This is a genomic window from Megamonas sp. Calf98-2 (assembly GCF_900110235.1).
GTDB classification, from domain to species: Bacteria; Bacillota; Negativicutes; order Selenomonadales; family Selenomonadaceae; genus Megamonas; species Megamonas funiformis.
Genome location: NZ_FOCY01000004.1, coordinates 13,287 through 38,656, shown reverse-complemented (window position 1 = coordinate 38,656; position 25,370 = coordinate 13,287). Strand labels below are relative to the sequence as shown.

The 25,370-nt window shown below is 32.0% G+C and carries 21 protein-coding genes; 3 read left to right on the top strand and 18 right to left on the bottom strand.

Annotation, left to right across the window (positions count from 1 at the left end):
* Positions 1–151 precede the first annotated feature (151 nt).
* The 3 genes from BMX03_RS02050 to BMX03_RS02040 form a co-directional block, all read right to left on the bottom strand.
* Complete coding sequence (locus tag BMX03_RS02050; protein ID WP_091693437.1) at positions 152–1,057, bottom strand: dihydroorotate dehydrogenase; 906 nt, start codon at positions 1,055–1,057, stop codon at positions 152–154.
* Positions 1,057–1,821: a dihydroorotate dehydrogenase electron transfer subunit gene (locus tag BMX03_RS02045; RefSeq protein ID WP_091693434.1), complete on the bottom strand. Its 765-nt coding sequence runs from the start codon at positions 1,819–1,821 to the stop codon at positions 1,057–1,059. The genes BMX03_RS02050 and BMX03_RS02045 overlap by 1 nt, the downstream gene beginning before the upstream one ends.
* A gap of 121 nt (positions 1,822–1,942) precedes the next feature.
* Positions 1,943–2,848 (bottom strand): DMT family transporter, encoded by a 906-nt coding sequence (locus BMX03_RS02040; RefSeq protein ID WP_091693431.1) that lies wholly within the window; start codon positions 2,846–2,848, stop codon positions 1,943–1,945.
* A gap of 349 nt (positions 2,849–3,197) precedes the next feature.
* Between BMX03_RS02040 and BMX03_RS02035 the strand changes: the two genes are divergently transcribed.
* Complete coding sequence (locus tag BMX03_RS02035) at positions 3,198–4,574, top strand: dihydroorotase (RefSeq protein WP_091693428.1); 1,377 nt, start codon at positions 3,198–3,200, stop codon at positions 4,572–4,574.
* A 63-nt stretch (positions 4,575–4,637) separates the two neighbouring features.
* Here BMX03_RS02035 and thrS read toward each other — a convergent pair whose 3' ends face one another.
* Positions 4,638–6,551 (bottom strand): threonine--tRNA ligase, encoded by a 1,914-nt coding sequence (thrS, locus tag BMX03_RS02030; protein ID WP_091693425.1) that lies wholly within the window; start codon positions 6,549–6,551, stop codon positions 4,638–4,640.
* A gap of 611 nt (positions 6,552–7,162) precedes the next feature.
* Here thrS and BMX03_RS02025 point away from each other — a divergent pair.
* Positions 7,163–7,780, top strand: a complete 618-nt coding sequence (locus BMX03_RS02025) for a DUF1349 domain-containing protein (protein ID WP_015562644.1) — start codon at positions 7,163–7,165, stop codon at positions 7,778–7,780.
* Positions 7,781–7,794: 14 nt separating this feature from the next.
* Positions 7,795–8,589, top strand: a complete 795-nt coding sequence (locus BMX03_RS02020; protein ID WP_091693422.1) for a YdcF family protein — start codon at positions 7,795–7,797, stop codon at positions 8,587–8,589.
* A 62-nt stretch (positions 8,590–8,651) separates the two neighbouring features.
* On the opposite strand, the gene cobD is transcribed toward BMX03_RS02020, so the two are convergent.
* The 14 genes from cobD to BMX03_RS01950 form a co-directional block, all read right to left on the bottom strand.
* Entirely contained in the window at positions 8,652–9,728 is a 1,077-nt protein-coding gene (gene cobD, locus BMX03_RS02015; RefSeq protein WP_091693420.1) for a threonine-phosphate decarboxylase CobD, read from the bottom strand.
* 3 nt (positions 9,729–9,731) lie between these two features.
* Complete coding sequence (locus BMX03_RS02010; RefSeq protein WP_018999183.1) at positions 9,732–10,592, bottom strand: hypothetical protein; 861 nt, start codon at positions 10,590–10,592, stop codon at positions 9,732–9,734.
* Positions 10,593–10,605: 13 nt separating this feature from the next.
* Positions 10,606–11,937 (bottom strand): TrkH family potassium uptake protein, encoded by a 1,332-nt coding sequence (locus tag BMX03_RS02005; RefSeq protein WP_022228355.1) that lies wholly within the window; start codon positions 11,935–11,937, stop codon positions 10,606–10,608.
* Between the two features lie 25 nt (positions 11,938–11,962).
* Complete coding sequence (locus BMX03_RS02000) at positions 11,963–13,321, bottom strand: TrkH family potassium uptake protein (protein ID WP_091693417.1); 1,359 nt, start codon at positions 13,319–13,321, stop codon at positions 11,963–11,965.
* A 12-nt stretch (positions 13,322–13,333) separates the two neighbouring features.
* A complete protein-coding gene (locus BMX03_RS01995) occupies positions 13,334–14,605 on the bottom strand; it encodes a DUF445 domain-containing protein (protein WP_091693414.1) in 1,272 nt (423 codons plus the stop codon).
* Positions 14,605–15,855 carry a DUF445 domain-containing protein gene (locus tag BMX03_RS01990; RefSeq protein WP_091693412.1) on the bottom strand — a complete coding sequence of 417 codons (1,251 nt, stop codon included), beginning with the start codon at positions 15,853–15,855 and terminating at the stop codon, positions 14,605–14,607. Before BMX03_RS01990 ends, BMX03_RS01995 begins: the two co-directional genes overlap by 1 nt.
* A 198-nt stretch (positions 15,856–16,053) precedes the next feature.
* A complete protein-coding gene (gene nspC, locus BMX03_RS01985; RefSeq protein ID WP_091693408.1) occupies positions 16,054–17,196 on the bottom strand; it encodes a carboxynorspermidine decarboxylase in 1,143 nt (380 codons plus the stop codon).
* 122 nt (positions 17,197–17,318) lie between these two features.
* Positions 17,319–18,518: a saccharopine dehydrogenase family protein gene (locus BMX03_RS01980; RefSeq protein WP_015562654.1), complete on the bottom strand. Its 1,200-nt coding sequence runs from the start codon at positions 18,516–18,518 to the stop codon at positions 17,319–17,321.
* Positions 18,519–18,545: 27 nt separating this feature from the next.
* Complete coding sequence (speB, locus tag BMX03_RS01975; RefSeq protein WP_091693406.1) at positions 18,546–19,415, bottom strand: agmatinase; 870 nt, start codon at positions 19,413–19,415, stop codon at positions 18,546–18,548.
* Entirely contained in the window at positions 19,396–20,256 is an 861-nt protein-coding gene (speE, locus tag BMX03_RS01970; protein ID WP_018999176.1) for a polyamine aminopropyltransferase, read from the bottom strand. Before speE ends, speB begins: the two co-directional genes overlap by 20 nt.
* A gap of 7 nt (positions 20,257–20,263) precedes the next feature.
* Complete coding sequence (locus BMX03_RS01965) at positions 20,264–21,691, bottom strand: aminotransferase class I/II-fold pyridoxal phosphate-dependent enzyme (RefSeq protein ID WP_177159339.1); 1,428 nt, start codon at positions 21,689–21,691, stop codon at positions 20,264–20,266.
* Positions 21,692–21,755: 64 nt separating this feature from the next.
* Positions 21,756–22,544, bottom strand: coding sequence for an adenosylmethionine decarboxylase (gene speD / locus BMX03_RS01960; RefSeq protein ID WP_008538483.1), 789 nt, complete (start codon positions 22,542–22,544; stop codon positions 21,756–21,758).
* A 61-nt stretch (positions 22,545–22,605) separates the two neighbouring features.
* Positions 22,606–23,499 (bottom strand): YitT family protein, encoded by an 894-nt coding sequence (locus BMX03_RS01955; protein WP_018999175.1) that lies wholly within the window; start codon positions 23,497–23,499, stop codon positions 22,606–22,608.
* A 559-nt stretch (positions 23,500–24,058) separates the two neighbouring features.
* Positions 24,059–25,303 carry a methionine gamma-lyase family protein gene (locus BMX03_RS01950; RefSeq protein ID WP_091693403.1) on the bottom strand — a complete coding sequence of 415 codons (1,245 nt, stop codon included), beginning with the start codon at positions 25,301–25,303 and terminating at the stop codon, positions 24,059–24,061.
* Between the last annotated feature and the right edge of the window lie 67 nt (positions 25,304–25,370).

The following is a 25,370-nucleotide window of genomic DNA, read 5'->3' as shown; positions in this document are numbered from 1 at the left end:
TATAGCTTCTAAAATCTTGTTATTCAAGGATATAAAAAAATTTTACCGGCTGATTTTGATTTTTATTAGTTATATAAAAAAATAGCCTATAAAGCTTATATTGCTTAGCTTTATAGACTATTTAGTAAAAATTCACTTGGTAATTTTTTATTTAAGCTTGTAATGCTCCTACAAGTTCATTTACATCTTCAATATTATGTTTTTGCATATATTCAGAGATACCATCTGCAATTACTTTTAATGCTGATGGGTCAATGAAGTTATGTGCTCCTACTGCGACTGCTGTTGCACCTGCAAGCAAGAATTCAATAGCATCTTCAGCACTTGCAATACCGCCCATACCAATGATTGGAATGTTTACAGCTTTTGCTACTTGCCATACCATACGAAGTGCTACAGGTTTTACAGCAGGGCCAGAAAGACCACCTGTAATATTGCCAAGTAATGGTTTTCTTGTATTGATATCTATTGCCATACCAGTCAATGTATTAATCATAGAAATAGCATCTGCACCAGCTTCTTCTACTGCTTTTGCCATCTGCACAATATCTGTTACATTTGGAGAAAGTTTTACAATTACAGTTTTTTTAGTATGAGTTTTTACTGCATGAGTTACAGCAGCTGCTGCTTTTGGGTCTGTACCAAAAACGATACCGCCTTCTTTTACATTTGGACAAGAAATATTTACTTCTACAGCATCTACGCCGTCAATATCCAAACGCCATGCCATTTCAGCATATTCTTCTACAGAACCTGCGGAAATATTTACGATAACAGCAGTATTATATTTTTTAATTTTGGGTAAGATATCATAAATAAAAGCATCTACCCCTGGATTTTCAAGACCGATACAGTTGAGCATACCAGAAGGAGTTTCTGCAATTCTAACACCTGGATTACCAGCACGAGGTTTTGGTGTAACGCCTTTAGTAACGATTGCACCGATTTCATTTACATCAAGAAAATCTTCATATTCTCTACCAAATCCGAATGTTCCTGAAGCTCCCATTACAGGATTTTTTAATTCAAGATTACCAATCTTTACAGATAAATTCATTAAAATACCTCCTTAGCTTCAAAAACTGGGCCTTCTGTGCAAACTTTACGACGTTTTTTAGTGAGTTTACCTTCAAAAGTACAGCCAAGACATACGCCAATACCACAAGCCATGCGTTTTTCTAATGATACTTGGCAATCAATATCATGTTCATAAGCGAGTTTTGCCACGCCTTCCATCATGATATTTGGACCACAAGTATAAATAGCGTCAATATTATTTTCTTTTAAGATTTCAGGCATTAATTGAATAGTGAAACCTTTAAATCCTACAGAACCATCATCTGTTGTGATATAAATTTTATCAGCATATTCTTTTAAATATTCTTCCCAGAATACTTCATCTTTATTTTTACCACCGATAAGTAAAATAGGTTTTTGGTCTTTGAGCAAGCGAGATAAATAGATAAGTGGAGCAATACCTACACCACCGCCTACAAGCAATGGACGACCTTCTTTTAATTTGAAGCCATTACCGATAGGGCCTAAAATACTAAATTCTTCGCCTTCTTTTAATCTAGAATATTCAGCTGTGCCTTTACCGACAATACGATAAATTAAAGTGATTGTACCTTCGTTTTTATCTACATCTGCAATACTGAATGGACGACGCAAAAAGTTTTCACTATGCAAAGTCTTCACATGAACAAACTGACCAGGTTCAGCAAGATTTGCAATTTCTGGAGCTTTGATAACCATGTGTTTTACATTTTCATTTACTGCTTTGTTGAGCAAAATTGTTCCTGTTATTACAAGCTTTTTCAAAAGAAACCCTCCTACTTTTTACACATTATATTTTATAATCATAATACTATATAACTAATTTTTTCGCAAAATTTCTCAGCTAAAAATAATTTTATTTTCATTAATCTATTTTAAATTTATTTTACTTTTTCCAATTTAATTTTTCTAAAATTTGCTTTGTATGTGTTGTTATATATACACCTAATAAAATAACTACTGCGCCTAAACATTCTTCCATAGTAATTATTTCATTTAATGTTATTGAAGCTGTAACAATCCCCACAATAGGCATGATATTTAAAAATATGGAAGCTGTACTTGCACCTACATTTTTTACACCAATATTCCAAAATATCATTGCGCCTACACCACCGAGCCATACAATATATGCAAATGAAGCCATAGCTTTCATAGATAAATCTGGTATATACAAACCACAGGTAAAATGACCATAGATTGCAATAAAAATCGCACCAAATACTCCTGCCCATGCTGTAACAGATAATACAGACATTTTCTTCATCACGCGAATGCTGATTAAACAATAAATTGCCCAACTTAATTGAGCTACAAAAAATAATATATCTCCCAAATTAAATGAAATATGTAAAATAATATCTAAATTTCCATTGCTGATTAAATACAATGTTCCTGATATCGAAATTATAATTCCAATCCATTGCAATAAAGCCAATCTTTCACGCAAAAATACAAAAGCTAATAAAGATGTAACAGCTGGCGTCATAGCAGCAATCAAAGTGGCATTAGCTACTGTAGAATATTGTAGCCCTGTAAATTGTGAACCATTATTCAAACTAACGCCTGTTATTCCCATAATTATAAGTGGCAACCAACAACTTTTGGGCGGTATAAAATCTTTTTTATGTGTAATTTTCATCAATAAAAATAAAGTAGCACTGAGTAATAAATATCGGAAAGATACTAAAGTAGGTGGGTTCATCTCCGCTACAATGAATTTCACCACTACAGGCTGAAAACCCCATAAAATTCCAGCCAAAGACAACAACACATAAGCTTTATTTTTCAAAATAACATCTCCATTTAACTAAAACCTAAGTCATCATTATAACATATCCCTATAACGAGATTAAACATAAAATATATTCTAATACTTGCCACTATGCTATAATAAATTATTATTACTTTTCTTTTATACAAAAGAAAAACGAAGCAAAAATAAAAATCCCACGATATTGATTTTACTTTAATAAATATAAAATAATATGTAATATTTATTTTCCACATTCTAAAATCTTATCTGTAATACTTTTAATATAGTTCTTAGGATTTTTAACACTTTAATTTGTTGTTATTTAATTTGTTTTTTATACAAAGGAAAAATAGATTTTATAATTCTTAGGAGGGATAATTTTTTTATGTATGATTTAGCTTTAAAAAATGGTTTTATTGTTAATGAAAATGAAATCTATCTAGGAAATATTTATATACAAGATGAAAAGATTGTTGAAATTTCTTTAGCGGATAAGCCTGCCACTGAGATTTATGATGTTTCTGGTAAGTATCTTTTACCTGGCTGTATTGATACGCATTGTCATTTTCGTGACCCTGGAGCTACTGCTAAAGAAGATTTTACAACTGGCACACAAGCTGCTATTGCCGGTGGTGTAACTACTGTATTTGATATGCCCAATACAAATCCTTCTGTTTTAAATGAGCAAGATTTATTGCAAAAAGCAAATTATTTTGCTCCTAAAGCTTTTGCTGATTATGGTATTTGGGGTCTTTCTTTAGGTGAAATCAACTTTGGCGATTTACCTAGACTTTGTGAAGCTGGTGCTAGTGCTGTAAAATTTTTCTGGGGATATGCTATAAATGCCAAAACAAAAGCTTTAATTTATAATTACAATCCTAAAGATGAAGATATTATCCCACCTCTTGGCGACGGTGAAGTCTATGAAATTTTTGAACAAATGGCAAAAACAGGAAAAATAATCGCCATTCATGCTGAAAATATTGAATTAATTCAAACTTTAACTAAACGTCTTCAACAATCTGGTAAAAAAGATTACGAAGCTTTAATCCAATCTCGACCAGCTCTAGCAGAAGCTTTGACTATCCAAACAGCTAGTCTACTTGCTAAAGCCACTGGTGCTAGACTTCATATTCTTCATTTGACTTCTAAAATGGGAATGGAAGCAGTCGCTCAAGCAAAGGCTAATGGTGTAAATATAACTGCTGAAACTTGCCCACAATATCTATTTTTATCTGCTAAAGATTATGATAGTGTAGGACCAATGATGAAAGTATATCCTGTCATCAAACATGAAGAAGATAGACTTGCACTTTGGCAAGGATTGAAAAATGGCACTATAGATTTTATCGCCTCTGACCATGCACCACATATCATCAGTGAAAAACAAGGTGATTTATTCTCTATTCCTGCTGGCATGTGCGGGGTAGAAACTATGCTTCCATTAATGCTCAATGAAGTAAATAATGGTCATATCACTTTACCTTTCTTGGTGAAAGTCATGGCTAAAAATGTAGCTACTATCTATAATTTACCAAATAAAGGTAATTTAGAAATTGGTAAAGATGCCGATATTGTGGTTGTCGATATGAATAAAATCGATACTATTGAAAATGAAAAACTTCACAGTAAACAACCTCTCACTGCTTTTGCTGGTAGAAAAATCAAAGGCTGGCCAATAAAAACATTTTTACGCGGTCAATTAGTTGTAGATAATAATAAAATCTGCCAAGATAAAGCTTGCGGAAAATGGATAAAATAATTAAATTTTAAAACAAAAAGCTCTTAATAGTTAAAAACTATTAAGAGCTTTTATTTTTATTGATTACTGAGCTTTTGTTTTGATTTCTTCAAGAAGATTATTGATGAATGTATCAGTATCCATAGTAACAGTATCTTTTTCACGACGTTTACGAACAGAAATATTTTTATTTTCTAATTCGGATTCACCTACGATAATGCTGTATGGAACTTTTTTAACTTGAGCTTCACGGATTTTATAACCGATTTTTTCATTGCGGTCATCAACTTCTACGCGAATGCCGAGGTCAAACATTTTGCGTTTGATTTCATAAGCATAATCAACATATTTATCGCTGATAGGTAAGATTTTAACCTGTACAGGAGCAAGCCAAGCAGGGAATGCACCAGCATAGTTTTCAATCAAGATACCGATGAAACGTTCGATACTTCCGTATACTACACGGTGAATCATTACTGGGCGATGTTTCTGACCATCTTCACCGATATAAGTGAGATCGAATTTTTCAGGCATTAACATATCAAGCTGAATTGTACCGCACTGCCAAGTACGACCGATAGAGTCAGTTAAATGGAAGTCGATTTTTGGACCATAGAAAGCTCCATCGCCTTCGTTGATAACATATTTAAGACCACGATGTTCAAGTGCATTTCTAAGTGCATTAGTTGCAGTTTCCCAAACTTCATCAGAACCCATGGAATCTTCAGGACGTGTGCTGAGTTCTGCATGATAAGTCAAACCAAATGTACTATAAACTTTATCGAATAAGTCAATAACTTTTTGAATTTCGCCTTCAATTTGGCTAGGTAACATGAAGATATGAGCATCATCTTGTGTAAAGTTACGTACACGCATTAAACCATGTAATGCACCAGATAATTCATGACGATGTACAAGACCAAGTTCACCGAGACGAAGTGGTAAATCACGATAGCTGTGTTGCTGTGTTAAATATACAAGCATACCACCTGGGCAGTTCATTGGTTTAATCGCATAATCTTCACCATCAATTTTTGTGAAGTACATATTTTCTTTATAATGATCCCAGTGACCAGAAGTTTCCCAAAGTTTACGGTTCATAATCATTGGAGTTTTGATTTCCTGATAACCAAATTGACGATGAACTTCACGCCAGTAGTTGATGAGTTCATTTCTGATTACCATACCATTTGGATGGAAGAATGGGAAGCCTGGACCTTCTTCATGTAAGCTGAATAAATCGAGTTCTTTACCGAGTTTGCGGTGATCACGTTTAGCAGCTTCTTCAAGCATTTTTAAGTAAGCATCTAAATCAGCTTGTTTTTCAAATGCTGTACCATATACACGTTGAAGCATTTTATTTTTTTCGCTACCACGCCAATAAGCACCAGCAACAGATTGTAATTTAATAGCTTTTACTTTACCTGTAGATACTACGTGTGGACCTGCACAAAGATCAGTGAATTCACCTTGGCTGTACATAGTGATCATTGCATCTTCTGGTAAATCATTGATTAATTCTACTTTATAGCTTTCGCCTTCAGAATTGAAGAAATCAAGTGCTTCCTGACGAGTAACTTCTTTACGTACAATTGCTAAATTTTCTTTAACAATTTTTTTCATTTCTTTTTCGATTTTTGCTAAATCTTCAGTGCTAAGCTGATGATCCATATCAAAATCATAGTAAAAACCATTGTCAATTGCAGGACCAATTGCAAGTTTTACATTTTTGTCGCCATAAAGACGTTTTACAGCTTGAGCTAAAATATGAGAAGCACTATGACGAAGTGCCCAACGACCATCTTCATCTTCAAAAGTTAAAATTTCTACTTGATGATCTCCATCTATAACAGTCATTAAATCTTTAGTTTCTCCATCAATTTTACAAGCTAAAGCTTTTTTTGCTAAAGAATTACTAAAGGATTTTACAAAATCAAGAACAGTAGTGCCTTCAGCTACTTCACGAACAGCACCATCTTTTAATGTGATATTTGCCATTTTATTAACCTCCTAAAAAAATAAAAAGCCTCCATCCCAAAACTAGGGACGAGGCTTGTAGTTCGCGGTTCCACCCTGTTTGCCATAAAATATGACCAACTCAAAAATGATAACGGAATTTCTCCGGCAAAACTTAATAAATAAATCTAAATCTATAGTTCAGCTTTGCAGTTTGAAAGTGGTAATCAAAGAGTATGCTTAAGAAGTTTCCAGCCTCGACTTCTCTCTCTGTAAACATATAATTCTTCAATCATGTCTTTCGCATTACTTTTACATATATCTTTATGATGTCTTCATTATAATAAAGCAATATCTCAATGTCAAGAGTTATTCTTTTTTCTCATTTCTAAAATTCCTATCAAAATAATATACTTATAAGATATCATCTATTTATTATAATATTTATTTTAATTTAAATTTAATCTATTTTTAATCTGTACTTTAATCATATTTTAATCTAATCAGATTATACTATATACATAACTCAATAAAGTTATATAAGTTTTTGCTCTCCGATAGGTTTCTCTCCCTATCGGTTTTTTTTTGCCTTCACAAGATACATATATAAAATTAAAATAATATATATACACCAAAATAAAGGAGATGTTACTATGTTTTTTGATGTAGATAAGCTACATTGGACTCGTAAACCTTTATCATTTAGTATAACTAAAGATAAAATCGAAATCATAACTTCACCTCATACTGATTTATGGCAAAGAACATATTATCACTTCAGAAATGATAATGCTCCTGTGCTACAGATGAATACAAGTGAAGAATTCTTTTCATTTACTGTTAAGACAGATTTTGATAGCAAAGTTCGATTTGACCAATGCGGTATCGTCTTATATTTAGATAGTGAAAACTGGCTCAAAGCTTCTGTTGAATATGAAAATGAAGATATTCAACATTTGGGTAGTGTTGTTACTAATAAAGGATATTCTGATTGGGCGACAACTGTTATTGATAGTTCTATAAAATCCATTTGGTATAGATTAAGTCGCCGAAAAGATGATTTTCGCATAGAATATTCTCTTGATGGCATAAATTATAATCAAATGCGCATATGTCATCTTTGGGAAGCTTCTGGTGATATCCAATTTGGCATTTATGCTTGTAGCCCAGAAAATTCTTCATTTAAAGCTACATTTACTGATTTCAAAATGACAGAATGTGTTTGGCAAGCTCACGACGGTCAACAACCTGACGAAGATATTACTTATTAAAGGAATGTTATTTTATGAATACACTTATCGCCCAAAATTTAAATATTCTCATTGATTTTTTAGCTAAAAGAGATTTAACGGCACTATCACCCGATGAATTGCAAGCAAAATACAAAATAAATCAAGCCGATTTGTTGATTTTATTCGGTGGTTCTATTCCTGAAGGTGCTGGTGTATTTGCTAAAGCTCATCAACAAAATATAGCTAAAAATTATCTTTTAGTCGGCGGTGCTGGTCATACTACAGAAGCACTCCGTCAAAAAATGCAATTATCTCTAGCCGATATAGATATCTCTAGTAAATCTGAAGCAGAAATTTTTGCCCTTTATCTGAAAAATAAATACAATATCACAGATTGTTTACTAGAAACTAAATCCACTAACTGCGGTAATAATATCACTAATGTTCTAGAACTTTTAAAAAATCTAGATTTAAAGCCAAAATCCATCATTTTTATGCAAGATGCTACTATGCAAAATCGCATGGACGCAGGTTTTCGAAAATATTGTCCTTGTGATACTACTTTAATCAATTATGCCACATATAAAGTTCATTTCACTGTTCAAAATGATAAATTATGTTTAGAACAAAATAATATCTGGCAAATGTGGAATATTGATAAATATATTGAGCTACTCATGGGAGAAATTCCTCGTCTTACAGATAATATCAATGGTTATGGCCCTCAAGGTAAAGATTTTATCGCCCATGTAGATATACCACAAGAAGTCCATAGTGCTTATCAATATCTCTATCAACATTTAAATATCAAAACACGCCAGGCAAATTCGCTTTATGCTACAAAATAAAGAAAGTGTCTACTTATTATATTTTATCTTCACAGCAAAATATAATTTAGTAGACACTTTTTTTAAGCTAAAATCTCTGTTAAAGCATCAATTAATTCATCATTTTCTTCACGAGTTCGCACCGCAAAACGCACGAAATACTCATTTAATCCTGGATAGTTTTCACAATTGCGAATAGCTATACCATATTCTAATAATTTTGCTTTTAACTCATTAGCTATCATCTTTGTTTTTTCTATATTCACTAAAATAAAATTAACAGTTGGCTCATATACTTTCAATTTATCAAAAGTTTCTAGTTCTTCATAAAGATAATTTATCTCTGTTCTTGTATATGTTCTACTGCGACGCTGATATACTTTATCCTCTAAAGCTACCATACCTGCAATCTGTGCTAAAGCATTCACATTCCATGGGTCTTTCGCCTGATAAAGTGGGTCTAAAACTTCATGGTCTGTAGCTGCAAAACCTAAGCGAAGTCCTGGTAATGCATAAAATTTAGTCAAAGAATGCAATACAAATAAATTATGATATTTTTCCACTAAAGGAAGCACGGAAAAAGCTTCACTTGTTTTGATAAAATCCATAAAAGACTCATCAACAACTACAAAACAGCCATTATTTTCAGCATGTTCAATCAAAAGCTCCATATCTTCTACAGTAAATAATGTACCTGTTGGATTATTAGGATTGCCGATAAATAAAATATCGTTGCCTTTTATATTCACGATTAAATCTCGCATAGGAGAATTAAATTCCTGTTTTTCAGATAACATCACATAATTTATATTCGCTCCAGAAGCTTTAGCTGCTCTTTCATATTCACTAAAACCTGGAGATACAATCAACGCATTTTTTGGCTTTAATATATGGCAAAGTATATATAATAATTCTACTGCGCCATTACCTACGATAATTTTATCTGCACTGATACCATAATTTTCGGCGATTTTACCACAAAGCTCTCTTGCATCTGGCTCTGGATAATGAATTATATCATCAATATGGTCAACAATCGCTTTTTTTATATTTTTAGATAATCCATATGGATTTATATTAGCACTGAAATCTATAATTTTATCTAAATTTTCTTGTGCCATTATTTTTTTTAAATCTCCGCCATGCTCAAACTTTTGCATAATTTACTCTCTTTCTATGATAATTCCACCAGAAATCATTTTTACTAAATTTAAATAATGTAAATCAAAACATTCACTTAATATTTTCTGTTTACATTCTTCAATTAAACTTTCCTCACAATTATCATCAAATAATACACCAATGACAGTGCCACTGTGAGCAACATTTACACCTATTGCCTGATAATCTTCGGATATTATCATGATATCTTCTAATTGCTTTTTATATAATATTTTTTGATTTGCATATGCACTCATAACACAAGCTTTGCCGATATATTTATTATTTTTCTCTTTAAAGCCTAAACGCAAATAATCTAAAGCTTCTTTAATTGTATTTTCATTTTCTTGATACAATCGTTTTAAATCCTTGCGACGATTAAAAGATAAAGTATCGACCTTGCCACCACAATCAAACATCAATATCTTAATCTTTGGCGCTAAACCTAAATGTTCTAAAACTTGACCATTCAAATGATTATATCTGACAATGCCTTTACAAAAAATACCATCAGTTGGCTCAATGCTTGTTGCAATCTTTGATATTTCATCTTGCGATAATATCCGTTTACAAGAAAGAGCTGTCAGCTGACAAATACTTGCAATATCTGCACTACTTGAAGCCATGCCCTTTCCTGTCAATAATTCTGTAGTCAAACAAAATTTTGCATAAGATTTAGTGCCCAGATAATCAAGCGTTTTATTGCGTGCCAAACGAGCTTTATATGGTAAATAAGAAAAATATTTTGTTATACTCGCCTTGGTATACATTGAAATAGGACAAGTAACTAAAAAAGGTATATCATCAATCATGCCTTGTACTAACTCGCCACAAGAACCTGGTATTTTAACACTAAGACCCATGCAAAAATTCTCCTTAACCAATAATAAATTTATCTTCAGGATAGCGAATTTTATTTTTCTTCTTGCGAATAACAAGTGCCATCGCAAAAGAAATAATACCAATTCGTCCCATCAACATTACAAAAATAATTACAATTCTACTAGAAGCGTCCATTTCATTTATCGTACCTGTAGGCAGACCTACAGTAGCGAACATAGATACAGACTCAAATAAGATTTTAGACAAAGCAATATCTTCTGTCAAACATAAAAACATTGACATCAAAAATACGACAATCGCACTGACAAAGAAAATACTCATCGCACGGAAAATGACAATCGGTGGTACAGTACGCTCAAAGATAACAACATCTTCACGACCACGAATGAGTGACCAAATAGCTGCAAAGATAACAGCTATAGTAGTAGTTTTAATACCGCCACCTGTTGAAGCTGGCGAACCGCCAATAAACATCAAAAACATAATCAACAATAAACTAGGTTCTGTCAATGAGCCTATATCGAGCATTGAAAATCCTGATGTTCTAGCCATCGAAGCCATGAATGTACTTACCATCACTTTATCAAATAAACCTAAATCGCCTAAAGTATTTTTATTTCCATATTCTAAAATAAAAATAAGTACACTGCCGATAAGAATTAAAAAACCAGTAGTAACAAGTACAAGCTTACTATTAATACTCAATTTTTGCCATTTGCGTTTTTGATAGATATCTAGTAAAACAGCAAAACCCAATCCGCCACAAACAACTTCTATCAATAATATTAGATTAAAAAATGGGTGAAAAATATAATCTGCAAAATTACTTCCACCTAAAATATCAAAACCTGCATTACAAAAAGCCGATACAGAATGCCAAAAACCAAAATAAATAGCTGTGCCTACACTATAATCTTGACAGAAAATAATTGTTAAAATAACTCCACCAATAAATTCAAAAGCAACAGTCATTTTCACAATACTGATTACAAGTCGCACTACTCCAGCCACTGACCATCTTTGCAATGACTCTTGAATTAATAATCTATCTCGAAGTTGAATGCGTTTACCCATCACCACTGCCAAAATAGTAGTGATAGTCATAATTCCTAAAGCTCCAATTTGCACCAAAATAATAATTATTATTTGCCCAAATACAGAAAAATTATCACCTAAACTAAATATAGAAACACCCGATACACATACTGCTGACGCTGACATAAATAATGCATCAACAAAACTCAAAGGCTCGATATCTACCACTGTAATCGGCAACATCAACAACATAGTACCAGTCAATATTATTATCCCATAACTACATAAAACAATCTGGTATGGATTTAATTTTCTAATATATTTCATCATTTTATCTAAACCTAAAACTTATTAATCAACCTACCCCAATACGCTCTGAAGGATATCCGATTTTAGCTGTTTTTCGATTGCGCATAGCAATAGCCATCAAAAATGTAAGTACGCCTAGACGACCAATAAACATTATTAAAACCAATATGGACTTACCATAAACAGTCAAACTAGAAGTAATCCCTGTGGATAAACCTACAGTGGCCAATGCCGATGTAACTTCAAATAATATTTTTATAAATGGAAAATCTTCTGTTAAACATAAAAACATTGTTCCTAAAACTACTAAAGCTGCTGCTATATAAAAAATAGCCAAAGATTTTACAATCAAATCATGTTCAATACGTCTTTTAAACAATGTAACTTCTTCATTGCCACGAATTATAGAGGTAACTGTCGCAAAAATTATCGCAAAAGTTGTAGTTTTTATCCCGCCACCAGTAGAACCAGGAGATGCTCCTAAGAACATCAAGATGATGATAAAAAATAATGAAGCTTCATGTAATGCTCCTGTATCCATCAAAGTATATCCTGCTGTACGTGAAGTTGTAGATAAAAAGAAAGTCCCTATTAACTTATGCCACCAATCCCAATTACCAATCGTATTTTCATTATTATATTCTAAAAAGAATAATACTATTGTACCAATTACCAATAAAATCAAAGTCGTCAATAAAGCAACTTTAGCATGCAAAGAAAACATCTTCCAATTATGTTTTTGGTAAAGTTCTACCGTTACACCATAACCAATACCGCCTAATATAATCAAAAAAGCGATGACTAAACAAAATAAAGGGTCAGTATTATATTTAAAAATATTAGTACCGCCAAAAATATCAAAACCAGCATTACAAAATGCTGATATAGAATGCCAAAACGCCATATATATCCCATGTAATCCATAATCAGGATATAGACGAAAAGATAGTAGTACGCCACCTATAAATTCAATACATAAAGTGGTCTTTACCAATAATTTAATTAATTTTACAACGCCCCCAACAGTCAACCTGTTCAATGATTCTTGAGCTATTAACCTACTTCTAAGCTGAATACGCTTTCCCAAAATCAAGGCAAATACTGTCGTCATTGTCATTACACCAAAACCGCCAATTTGAATCAACATAATAATTACTAATTGCCCAAATATAGAAAAATATTGACCAGTATCCACCACAATTAAACCAGTAACACATACAGCTGATGTTGCAGTAAATAAAGCATCTATAAATGATAGACTGCTACCATCATTAGATGCTATAGGTAACATCAATAAAAATGCACCTACTAATATTAAGCCTAAAAAAGAAAAAACTAAAACTTGATAAGGACTTAACATCAATAGCCAATTATTAATACTCTTGGGAATTTCTGCCTGTTGCAAAATTAATTCCTCCTAATTGTTCACTAATTGCAATAACCAAAAAGCAAAAAAGCCTATGATACCGCCAACGATAGAGCCGTTTAAACGTATCCATATCATATCTGTTTCGACTTTATCGTACACTAACTCATTTAATTGCTTATCTGTTAATCCTTCTAAAAATTTACGTGCTAATTCTAAGATTACATCTTCACCTTTTAAAGCACTACGATGAACAACATCTAATACAAAACGATTTATTTTTGATTTAAATTCATTATTTGTATTTAATTTTTCGATACATCTATCTATTTCTTCACTTAAAATCTGTTCTATTGTCTGATAAAGCTTATTTTCTCTATTATTATTAGCTAATAGATATTCACAAAAATTACGCAAAGAATTTTGTAGAATTTTTTCCACAATGCCCATTTCCACAAAACTATCACGCAAAGTATTCAAGCTATCAACCCAATTTTCGTCATCGCGAATATTCATCAAAGCTTCTTCATATAAATTTATAAGATTTGCATATAATTCGCCATCTTTATCGCTGACATCATCTAATAAATCTAAAATACGTTCATGAATTATTAAAGACAATTCATCTGGATCTAAAGTATTTGTCGCTAAAGCCAAAGATAACATCAGACCGCCTAGACCGCTTTCATATTGCTTTTGATAATTTTCAAGAAAAGCATCTATTCTTGCCTTTCCTTCTCTTCCTGAAAAATATCCTTTCAAGAAATTTATACCTTTATCTACAGCAAGCTGACTATTTTCACTTTTAAGTAATACACCCATTAAATTATGAGATAATTCGCCCATAGACTCTTTTAAAATAATCTGAGCTATCTTCTCACTATTTTTTTGTGCTACTTTAGCAGTATCTATTTCAGTGATTTTTTTCACCAAAAACTGCATAACTTCATTTAATATATATTTCTTATTATCAGGATTTTTAACCCAATTTAAACCCCATGATAATAAATCAGCATTACATATACGTCTATAAATTTTACGTTTAGATAAAAATTCTGTCTGCAACATTCTCACGCAAGAATTTATAAAGGCATCTCTACGTCTTGGCAATATAGCTGTATGAAAAGGAAATCCTAGTGGCTTTTTAAATAAAGCTGTAACTGCAAACCAGTCCGCAATCCCACCAACTAAACTCGCTTCACTGCAAAATAATAACAATTCGAAAATAATATATTGTGGATATAAAGTTCTTAAAGCTAAAATTACTAAAAAACAAATAAATAATACACATAATGTTTTATCTGCTCTATTAAATCTATCCATTATCCGCACATCCTTTCCACAACAAAGGATATTACATATAATCCCATACCAGCAATAGCACCAACTACAGAACCGTTTATACGTATCATTTGAAGGTCATCACCAACACGTTTTTCTACTAAATCGACAAATTCTTGCTGTGAATACTTCATCAATTCATCTTTAATATAATCTAAGCCCCATTGTGAATTATTTTGAATTATCTTCGTTATTGTATTAATGAAAAACTTATTTAATTTAGCCTGCATTTCATCATCTACAGCTAATTTAGCAATAAGATTATCTAGATAATCTTCAATCTGCTTCCATAATTGTTCTCTATTTTCGCTATTTTGACAGAAATTATCAATTAAAGACACTAAATTATCGCTAAAATCAAATTTCTTAACGAAAAAGTAATGTTCTAATTGAGCAACTTTTTGCTTATAGCCATTTCTACTGCCTAGAATTTCTATTTTTTCTGCAAATAAAGTTTTTAAATGCTCACGTTCTTTACTATCATAATCCAGTAATAAATTAGTATATTCATCTAATTTTTTATTTAACTTTTGCGTCAAATTTTCACTAGATAAATCCATCATTTCAAACATAAAACTACGTTTTTGACTATCTTTTATATATTTTTCTTTGATAATGCTTACATTATCGTCAATTAATTTATGCATGAAATCCTTTGCCAACAATTCAGGCACTGTAGCTCTAACCATTTTTATGATATAGTCTATGCATTTATCCCCTGCTGGTGTCTTAATAAAATCTAGTAAAAATTGAATGATAATCCTTGCTATATTAAAATTCTTACGACGACTCTTCAAGGCGCTTGCCAATGAATAACCTACTTTTTTCGTATCAAGTGAATTAATTACCTGCATGACTAATTCTTTTAATGCTACTTTGGCTTTTTCTTTGCCACCTCTTTGAGCATACTCTACTACCATCATTGCCATATTATAATTTTTAATATTATTAATGATGTATTCTGGATTTAATAAATCTCTACCGATAAATTTTACTATCTCGTCCATGATACGTTCACGATTACGAGGTAATATCTCCGTACGATAAGAGATAAAGCCCAGTGGTTTTCTAAATAGAGCTGTAACTGCAAACCAATCCGCTAGACCACCGATTAAGGCAGCCAAAAATCCATGATTTAGCAACAAGCCCCAAAAAGAATCTAATTTATATGTAGCAATAAATCCCAAAAACATGATGACTAAAACCAATGTAGCCTGTGTTTTTTTCGACATAATAACCCTCCCTTATTCAAATAATATAAAGATATTATACCGCAAAAGCCATGTTTATAAAATATTGTTGCCAAATTAACTGCCATATTAAACTATAAATCAAACAAAAATAAAGATTATTTAAGCCAAATAAATCAACTTAAATAATCTTTATTTCATTAAATATCATAAGATATAACTAAATTTATGATTAATAATTTAGGACAATCTCATTTTAAAATCTTCATAGCCAAAAGATTTTACTACTTCAATAGTATCATCTTCATGTAAAACGGCAATATCTGGAAGTGGCATACCATTGAAAGTATTATTTTTTACCATGGAATAAATAGCCATATCGCAGAAGATAATTTTATCGCCAACTTTTAAAGGTTTATCAAAAGAATATTCCCCTATGATATCACCTGCAAGACAAGTAGGGCCACCAAAACGGTAAGTATATGCTTTTTCATTTGGTTTTCCTGAATTAATTACATTTGGTCTATATGGCATTTCCAATACATCAGGCATATGACAAGCAGCAGAAGTATCTAAAATTGCAATATCTATGTCATTGTGAATAAGCTCTAAGACTTCACTGACTAAATAACCAGCATTTAATGCCACAGCTTCACCAGGTTCTAAATAAATTTCTAAATCATATTTTTCCTTCATATGATTGATGCAATTTATCAAAAGTTCAATATCATAATCTTCGCGAGTAATATGATGACCACCACCAAAATTGAGCCATTTTAAATCATATAGATATTTGCCAAATTTTGCTTCAATAGCATCTAATGTAGTTTTTAAATCATCAGAGTTTTGTTCACAAAGCGTATGGAAATGAAGCCCTTTCAATCCTTCTAATTTTTCTGGTTCAAAATTATCAAGTGTAACACCTAAGCGAGAACCTTTAGCACATGGGTCATAAATATCATGTCCTTCTTGTGTAGAACATTCTGGATTAATGCGAATACCACACTCCTTGCCTTTAGCTAAAGCTATATCTTTATATTTTTCCCATTGATTAAAAGAATTAAAAATTATATGGTCGCAAATCTCCACGATTTCAGCAAAATCTTTTTCTTTATATGCTGGAGAAAATATATGATTTTCCTTATCCTTCATAAATTCATGAGCTAATTTAGCTTCAAAAATACCACTTGCTGTAGCACCTTTTAGATATTTGCCAATCATGGGATAAAAATAAAACATGGAAAAAGCTTTTTGTGCAAGTAAAATATGACAACCTGTTCTATCTTGTACCATTTTTAAAACTTCAAGATTTTCACGAAGTTTTTTCTCGTCCATGACATAACTAGGAGTTGCTACATTTTGTAACTTTTCTTCTAATTTCACTAAATCACTTCCTTAAAATTATTTTTAATTAAATATTATAATATTCTAAATCAAAATCTCAATTTATTTAAATAAGACAGTACACCAACGGCATACTGTCTTATTTTTATTAAAAATATATTTTATTCTACTAAATCAGGATTGAAGCTTTCTTTCCATGGAAGACCCCATTTATTAAGAGCGTCCATAAATGGATCTGGATCAAATTCTTCAATATTATATACACCTGGTTTTTTCCATGTGCCGTTCATGATGAGCATTGCACCAATCATTGCTGGAACGCCAGTTGTATAAGAGATTGCTTGAGAACCAACTTCTTTATAGCATTCTTGATGGTCGCAAACATTGTATAAATAATATATTTTATCTTTGCCATCTTTTTTACCTTGGAAAATACAGCCGATATTTGTTTTGCCTACTGTGCGAGGGCCAAGGCTAGCTGGATCTGGAAGTACAGCTTTTAAGAATTGAAGTGGCACGATTTTATGACCTTCAAATTCGATAGGTTCGATAGAAGTCATGCCTACATTTTCTAAACATTTTAAATGAGTTAAATAAGACTGACCAAAAGTCATGAAGAAACGAATACGTTTGATACCTTTGATATTTAAGCCCAAAGATTCAAGTTCTTCATGGTGAAGTAAATACATGTCTTTTTCGCCAATTTCTGGGAAATTGTACACGCGTTTTATTTCCATAGGTTTAGTTTCTACCCATTTACCATCTTCCCAGTAGCTACCATTAGCAGAAACTTCACGGATATTGATTTCAGGATTGAAGTTTGTAGCAAATGGATAACCATGATCACCTGCATTACAATCCAAGATATCAATATAGTTAATTTCATCAAAATGATGTTTCATTGCATAAGCAGAGAATACGCCTGTTACACCTGGGTCAAAACCACTACCTAAAAGTGCAGTAATTCCAGCTTTTTCAAAGCGTTCACGATAAGCCCACTGCCATTTATATTCAAATTTAGCAGTATCTAATGGTTCATAATTTGCAGTATCCACATAATGAACTTTAGTAGCAAGACAAGCGTCCATGATTGTTAAATCTTGATATGGAAGAGCTAAATTGATTACTACATCTGGTTTGAATTCATTGATTAAGTTAATAAGTTGATTTACATCATCAGCATCTACTTGAGCTGTAGTAATTTTTGTTTTGCCACCGCTTAATTTTTCTTTTAAAGCATCGCATTTGCTTTTTGTACGGCTAGCAATACAGATTTCTTCGAATACATCACTATTTTGACAACATTTATGGATAGTAACACTTGCTACACCACCACAACCAATAATTAGAGCTTTACCCATTTGGCAAATTCCCCCTTTTATAAAAATTTATTTATTATTTATATTATAATCTAAAGCTAATAAATATTCACGTAGTAATTTTAAAGCAGTAGCTGTAGAGATACCACTTTGGTCATATGGTGGAGATAATTCTACCATATCACAGCCTACTACATTGCATTTATTAGCTACTAAATTCATTGCACGACGAAGTTCATCAAAAGATACTCCACCTGCTTCTGGTGTACCAGTTCCAGGGAATACAGCTGCATCTAATACATCTAAATCCACTGTAAAGTAAACAGGTTTTCCTTTTAATTTTTCTACAACATCTTCCAAACCTACAAAATCAAAACGTCTAGTCTGTACATGCTCTTTGCTCCAAGCAAATTCAGCACGTTCACCACTTCTGATACCAAATTGATAAATTTTATTATCGCCAACGATATCCCATACACGATGAAGCACTGTAGCATGAGATAATTTAGCTCCTAAATAATCATCACGAAGGTCAGCATGTGCATCAAAATGAATAATATGCAAATCATCATATTTTTCGGCTACAGCACGTACACTGCCTAAAGTAACTAGATGTTCACCACCAATCATAAGTGGAATTTTATCATCATTTACAATCTGACGAGTAAAATCTTCAATATCTTTTAGTGCATTTTCCACACTGCCAAAAGGAAGTTCTAAATCTCCGCCATCAAAAACATAGGCATCTTCTAAATCTAAATCAAGATATGGGCTAAAAGTTTCAAGACCATATGATTCTGCTCTCATAGTACGACTAGCAAAACGAGTCCCTGGTCTATATGAAGTTGTAGAGTCAAACGGTGCGCCAAATAAAACTATTTTCGCTTCATCATATTCTCTATCACAACCTAAAAATGTCTCAATGTTTTTCTTCAACATCTTCCATTAATTCCTCCACATAATTTGGTAATGCAAATGATGCATTGTGTAAGTTCGCATTATAATAGCGAGTTTTCAACCCTAAAGCATTCCATCTTTTAGCATCAAAATCTAAAACTGGGTGATACTTTTTGGACGCAAAGCCAAATAACCAATGACCTGATGGATAAGTAGGGATATGCGCTTGATATACTCTACTTATAGGGAAAGATTTTACAATACGTTGATGTGCGCGTTGCATAGCAAAAGCATCTTCATCATAAAATGGACTTTCATGCTGATTTACCATAATGCCATCTTCTTTTAATGCTTTATAGCAATTTCCATAAAATTCCTTAGTGAATAAACCTTCCCCAGGGCCAAATGGGTCTGTAGAATCAACGATGATTAAATCATATTCATTATTACAATGGCGAATGAATTTCAAACCATCTTCAAAATAACAATGCAAACGTTCATCATCAAAACTACAAGCTGTCTGTGGTAAATATTTGCGGGAAATATCCACAACACGCTCATCAATTTCTACTAAATCCACTGACTCTACATTTTTATAACGCAATAATTCACGAGCTGTACCACCATCGCCACCACCAATGATAAGTACTCTCTTTGGATTAGGATGTACTGCCATAGGTACATGCACTATCATTTCATGATAAATGAATTCATCTTTTTCAGTTAGCATTACATAGCCATCTAATACCATCATGCGACCAAATTCTTTAGACTCAAAAATATCTATACGCTGAAACTCAGTCTGTTCAGAATGAAGTTGTTTATCAATCTGAATAGAAAACTTTACATACGGTGTATGTAATTCACTGAACCATAAATCCATTTATCTATCACTCCTTAATTACATTTAAACGTTTTATTTCCATATCTTCAGGGCCTGTCATGGAACAGCCTTTATCTTTAGCATAGTGAATATATTCCAAAATTTCTGGTGTAATTAATTCCCCTGGTGCCAAAATCGGTATTCCAGGAGGATAACACATTACAAATTCACTGCATACTTTACCACAGCTTTCATCTAATGGTAAAGATACTTTTTCACTATAAAAGGCATCTTGTGGTCCACACATTACTTTAGGGCTGATATATTCAGCTTCTAACATGCCTTTATGGTCTTTTTTATAATTTCTGCGAATTTCTGCTAACGCACTTACTAAGCGTTCAATATCTTTTGCTCTATCGCCAACAGATACATAAGCAAGTAAATTGCCGATATCTCCAAATTCTGCTTGAATATCGTATTCATCACGCAATAAATCATATACTTCAATACCAGCAAGACCTACAGGTAATGTATAAATAGCTAATTTAGTAGTATCAAAATCAAAAACACTATCGCCATTTATCTTTTCATCTGCATAAGCATAATAATCACCGATATTATTGATTTCTTGTCGTGCATAATCTACTAAATCTATAACAAAATCAAAGATTTCGCTGCCATGTACGGCTAAATTAGAACGAGAAATATCAAGGCTAGACATCAATAAATATGAACCACTTGTAGTTTGTGTTAAATTTATAATCTGATGAACATAACCTGCTTTTACATTTTTACCAGTGAGCAAAAATGAACTTTGTGTAAGTGAGCCACCTGATTTATGCATACTTACTGCTGCCATATCAGCTCCCGCATGAATAGCTGCTATAGGTAATCGTTTATTAAAATAAAAATGTGTTCCATGTGCTTCATCAGCCAAAACTAACATATTATGTTCATGGGCTACTTTTATAATTTCTTTTAAATTAGAACAAATACCATAATATGTTGGATTATTTACTAAAACTGCTTTAGCATCTGGATTTTCTCTTATAGCTTTTTTTACTTCCTCAACTGACATACCGAGCGATATACCAAGTTGTTTATCCATCTGCGGATTAATATATATTGGAATAGCTCCACACAAAATCATCGCATTTATAGCACTGCGGTGGACATTTCGCGGTAAAATAATCTTATCGCCACGCTTACAAGCTGTTAAAATCATCGTTTGTACAGCTGACGTAGTTCCACCTACCATAAAAAAGGCATGCTCTGCTCCAAAAGCATCTGCTGCTAATTCCTCAGCTTCTTTGATTACAGAAACTGGGTGACATAAATTGTCTAATGGTTTCATTGAATTTACATCTACAGATAAACATTTTTCGCCTAAAAAATTTAATAAAGCTTTATTTCCTCTACCTCTTTTATGTCCTGGAACATCAAAAGGTACTACACGCATTTTTTTAAATCTTTCTAAAGCTTCCAAAACAGGCATTTTCTTTTGTGCTTGTCTATCCAATAATTTCACCAACCTTCTTTAATCAATCATTTAAGATTTATCAAAAAACATTTGTACCACTAAAAATCTCTAACATCTCACGACGCAAACGATTGCTTATTTCCAATCTAGTTTTTGGTGGTATTTCATAAATATCAGTATTAAATAAGTAATTACTTAATTCTGGTTCTTTAATCAACATTCTTGTATGAAATAAATTAGCCTGATACACATTTATATCCATTGCATCATAATTCAATAAAGTATCTGGCATAATATAATCTTGAATAGATGTTATTTTATGGTCCATAAATAACTTTCTACCACTGACATCACGAGTAAAACCTCGTACACGATAATCCATCGTTATGATATCAGAATCAAAATTTCCAATTAAATAATCAAGTGTACTAAGCGGAGTAATCTCTCCACAAGTAGAAACATCTATATCTACTCTAAATGTAGCAATACTCGTTTCTGGATGATATTCTGGATACGTATGCACAGTGATATGACTTTTATCCAAATGACCTAAAACAGTCTTACTACTCACACAATCTTCCACTTCATCATTTTTTGCCAAACGCATATTTTCATCTGCCAAGAGAATAGTTACACTGGCTCCTTGCGGATCATAATCTTGACTAGAAACATTAAGCACTCTAGCTCCTATCATTTCTGCTACATTTGTTAAAATCTTTGTCAAACGCTCTGAATTATATTGTTCATCTATATATTTTATATAATCACGCTGTTCCCTTGGTGTTTTGGCATAGCAAACATCGTAAATATTAAAGCTTAAAGACTTTGTCAAATTATTAAATCCATATAGTTTTAATTTTTCGGACACCTAATATCTATCCCTCTTCTAATATATATTTAGGTTAATAAAGGCAAACCTATAAACCTTTTTATTCAGTTAAATCCTTGCTCGAATGTTTTTCCGGCATCTTTATAGTAAAACCTCGTCCAGCAACTTCTGACGTATCTGTAATAATCATAAAAGCTGTCGGGTCTATAGCATTCACTATGAGTTTTACCTTGCTTACCTGTGTCAAATTCACCACTGCAAAAATTACCTTTTGATTTTTATGACTATATGCGCCTTCCCCATTTAAAAATGTAACGCCACGTCCAATATGTTGAATAATAGTCCAACCAATAATTTCTGAAAATGGTGATATGATTATTACTAATTTTTTGCGATTGAAACCAGCTACTACTTTATTAGTGATTTCACCAACAATATACATATTAATTAAAGTATATAAACCAATAGAAACATTGAACAATACTATACCTACTAAAATAATAATCAAGTTAAAACCAAATACTACTGTTCCTAAATCAAGGGAATAATATTTTTTGATAACAGCACCCAATACATCAAAGCCACCACCATTAGAGTTGGCTCTAAATACAATACCACAACCTATACCTACAAGTACACCACCAAAAACAGAATTAAGTATAGGGTCTTCTACCAGATGATAGTTTCCGATAAAACTTGTAGCATCAATAGCTACGGATAACATTACTGTTCCAATAATCGTATCAATCGCATATAATTTACCAAAAACTCTATATGCTAAATATACAATTGGGATATTATATACTATTAATTGTAAACCAATCGGTAAATCAATCATATAGTAAACAATAACAGCAATACCACTGAGTCCACTAGCAAGCAACTTAGCAGGAATAATAAACGTACTATAACCTAAACCTGCAATTAACGATCCAATTAAGATTTTCAAGTAACGCCAAATATGTGTGTTTGCTAATTCTGAAATATGTCTCATCTTTCTCCTCCTATAAAATTTCAAAGTTATGTAAATCTCAGCAAGATGTATTTTAACATATTTAAATTATTATTTGTACCATTTTCACATATTCTTAACAATTCAAAAATAATACTATAAATAAGATTATTTTTCTACTAAAAAATATTTCTTTTATTAAAATTTACTTTTTTATTATTCCGTTTATCAATCTCTCTATTATTTATTTTAACTTATCTAATTATATAAAGCTATTCTAAAAAAAATTTATTTTTATTTATATATTGAAATTGATTATCATTTATGTTATATTATATATAAGCTTTTCCTTGACTCTCCAATTATGATATATATACAAGCAAAAAAAGGCACGAAACAACGTGTCTTTTTTTTGTTATACACAAATATTTAACCAACAAAAAATTTTATGATTTAATTTATTTTAGGTATTGAAAATCATTATCATTTATGTTATATTAAATACAAGCTTTTCCTTAGCTCTCCAATATAATATATACACACAAAAAAAGACACGAAATAACGTGTCTTTTTTTGTATTTATTTTACTTTATTACTAAAATTATTTATTTAAATCTTCTACTGCTTGACCTGCACCCATAATAGCAACTAAAGAATGCTCAAAAGTCAATGCACCTTGAAGATATACATTATATGGTTCACGAATAGGACCATCTGCACTAAGTTCAATAGAAGCTCCTTGTACAAAAGTACCAGCTGCCATGATAACTTGATCTTCATAGCCTGGCATATCCCATGGTTCTGGAGCTGCATAAGAATCAACTGGAGAATATTTTTGAATACCTTGACAAAAAGCAACTAATTTTTCTTTGCTACCCATTTCAATAGCTTGAATAATATCATTTCTTTTTGTATCTGGTGCAGGTAACGTCTTAAATCCTAATAAATCAAAAAATGCAGCAGCAAAAATCGCAGATTTTACAGCTTGAGCGACAACATGTGGTGCTAAGAATAATCCTTGGAATAACAAGCGATTATTTGCAAGAGAAGCACCAAGTTCTGCTCCCATACCAGGAGAAGTCATGCGATAAGAAGCAAGTTCTACTAAATCTTTTCTACCTACAATATATCCACCTGTTGGAGCAATACCGCCACCTGGATTTTTAATTAAAGAACCAGCAATAATATCAGCGCCTACTTCAATAGGTTCTTTTGTATCTGTAAATTCACCATAGCAATTATCTACATAACAAATACAATTAGGATTGATTTCTTTGACAAATTTACAAATTTCGCCAATTTCATCTACGCTTAAACTTGGACGCATCATATAGCCACAAGAACGCTGAATAACTACCATTTTGGTTTTCGTAGTAATTTTTTCTTTAGCTACATCAAAATCAACACGACCATCTTTTAATGGCACTTCATCATATAAAATACCAAATTCTTTTAATGAACCTGGGCTATCTGTTGCATAACCAATTACTGTTTGCATAGTATCATATGGTGTTCCTGTAATATATATCAACTGATCACCAGGGCGCAATATACCAAATAAAACAGTAGCTAAAGCATGTGTACCAGATACAAATTGTGTACGCACTAAAGCCGCTTCTGCTTTGAAGACTTCTGCATATAATTCTTCAATTTTATTTCTACCAATATCATCATAAGCATATCCAGATGTTGTATTAAAATGCGCTTCAGACACTTTTACTTTTCTCATAGCATCAAGAATTTTTAAAGTATTAAATTCTGCTATTTCATCAGGACGAGCAAAATATTCTTTACATAAAGCTAAAGCTTTTTGTCTAGTTTCAATAATTTTTTCAGAAAATGCCATTTTTTTCTCCTATTATTTTTCCTTAAAATTTAATCATGATATTTGATTTATCCTAGCAATAAAAAAT

Excerpts from the sequence above, each read along its gene's own strand:
- BMX03_RS02050 (WP_091693437.1), bottom strand. The coding sequence starts at position 1,057 with ATGAATTTATCTGTAAAGATTGGTAATCTTGAATTAAAAAATCCTGTA.
- BMX03_RS02035 (WP_091693428.1), top strand. The coding sequence starts at position 3,198 with ATGTATGATTTAGCTTTAAAAAATGGTTTTATTGTTAATGAAAATGAA.
- thrS (WP_091693425.1), bottom strand. The coding sequence starts at position 6,551 with ATGGCAAATATCACATTAAAAGATGGTGCTGTTCGTGAAGTAGCTGAA.
- BMX03_RS02025 (WP_015562644.1), top strand. The coding sequence starts at position 7,163 with ATGTTTTTTGATGTAGATAAGCTACATTGGACTCGTAAACCTTTATCA.
- BMX03_RS02020 (WP_091693422.1), top strand. The coding sequence starts at position 7,795 with ATGAATACACTTATCGCCCAAAATTTAAATATTCTCATTGATTTTTTA.
- cobD (WP_091693420.1), bottom strand. The coding sequence starts at position 9,728 with ATGCAAAAGTTTGAGCATGGCGGAGATTTAAAAAAAATAATGGCACAA.
- BMX03_RS02010 (WP_018999183.1), bottom strand. The coding sequence starts at position 10,592 with ATGGGTCTTAGTGTTAAAATACCAGGTTCTTGTGGCGAGTTAGTACAA.
- BMX03_RS02005 (WP_022228355.1), bottom strand. The coding sequence starts at position 11,937 with ATGATGAAATATATTAGAAAATTAAATCCATACCAGATTGTTTTATGT.
- BMX03_RS01995 (WP_091693414.1), bottom strand. The coding sequence starts at position 14,605 with ATGGATAGATTTAATAGAGCAGATAAAACATTATGTGTATTATTTATT.
- BMX03_RS01990 (WP_091693412.1), bottom strand. The coding sequence starts at position 15,855 with ATGTCGAAAAAAACACAGGCTACATTGGTTTTAGTCATCATGTTTTTG.
- BMX03_RS01980 (WP_015562654.1), bottom strand. The coding sequence starts at position 18,518 with ATGGGTAAAGCTCTAATTATTGGTTGTGGTGGTGTAGCAAGTGTTACT.
- speB (WP_091693406.1), bottom strand. The coding sequence starts at position 19,415 with ATGTTGAAGAAAAACATTGAGACATTTTTAGGTTGTGATAGAGAATAT.
- speE (WP_018999176.1), bottom strand. The coding sequence starts at position 20,256 with ATGGATTTATGGTTCAGTGAATTACATACACCGTATGTAAAGTTTTCT.
- BMX03_RS01965 (WP_177159339.1), bottom strand. The coding sequence starts at position 21,691 with ATGCCTGTTTTGGAAGCTTTAGAAAGATTTAAAAAAATGCGTGTAGTA.
- BMX03_RS01955 (WP_018999175.1), bottom strand. The coding sequence starts at position 23,499 with ATGAGACATATTTCAGAATTAGCAAACACACATATTTGGCGTTACTTG.
- BMX03_RS01950 (WP_091693403.1), bottom strand. The coding sequence starts at position 25,303 with ATGGCATTTTCTGAAAAAATTATTGAAACTAGACAAAAAGCTTTAGCT.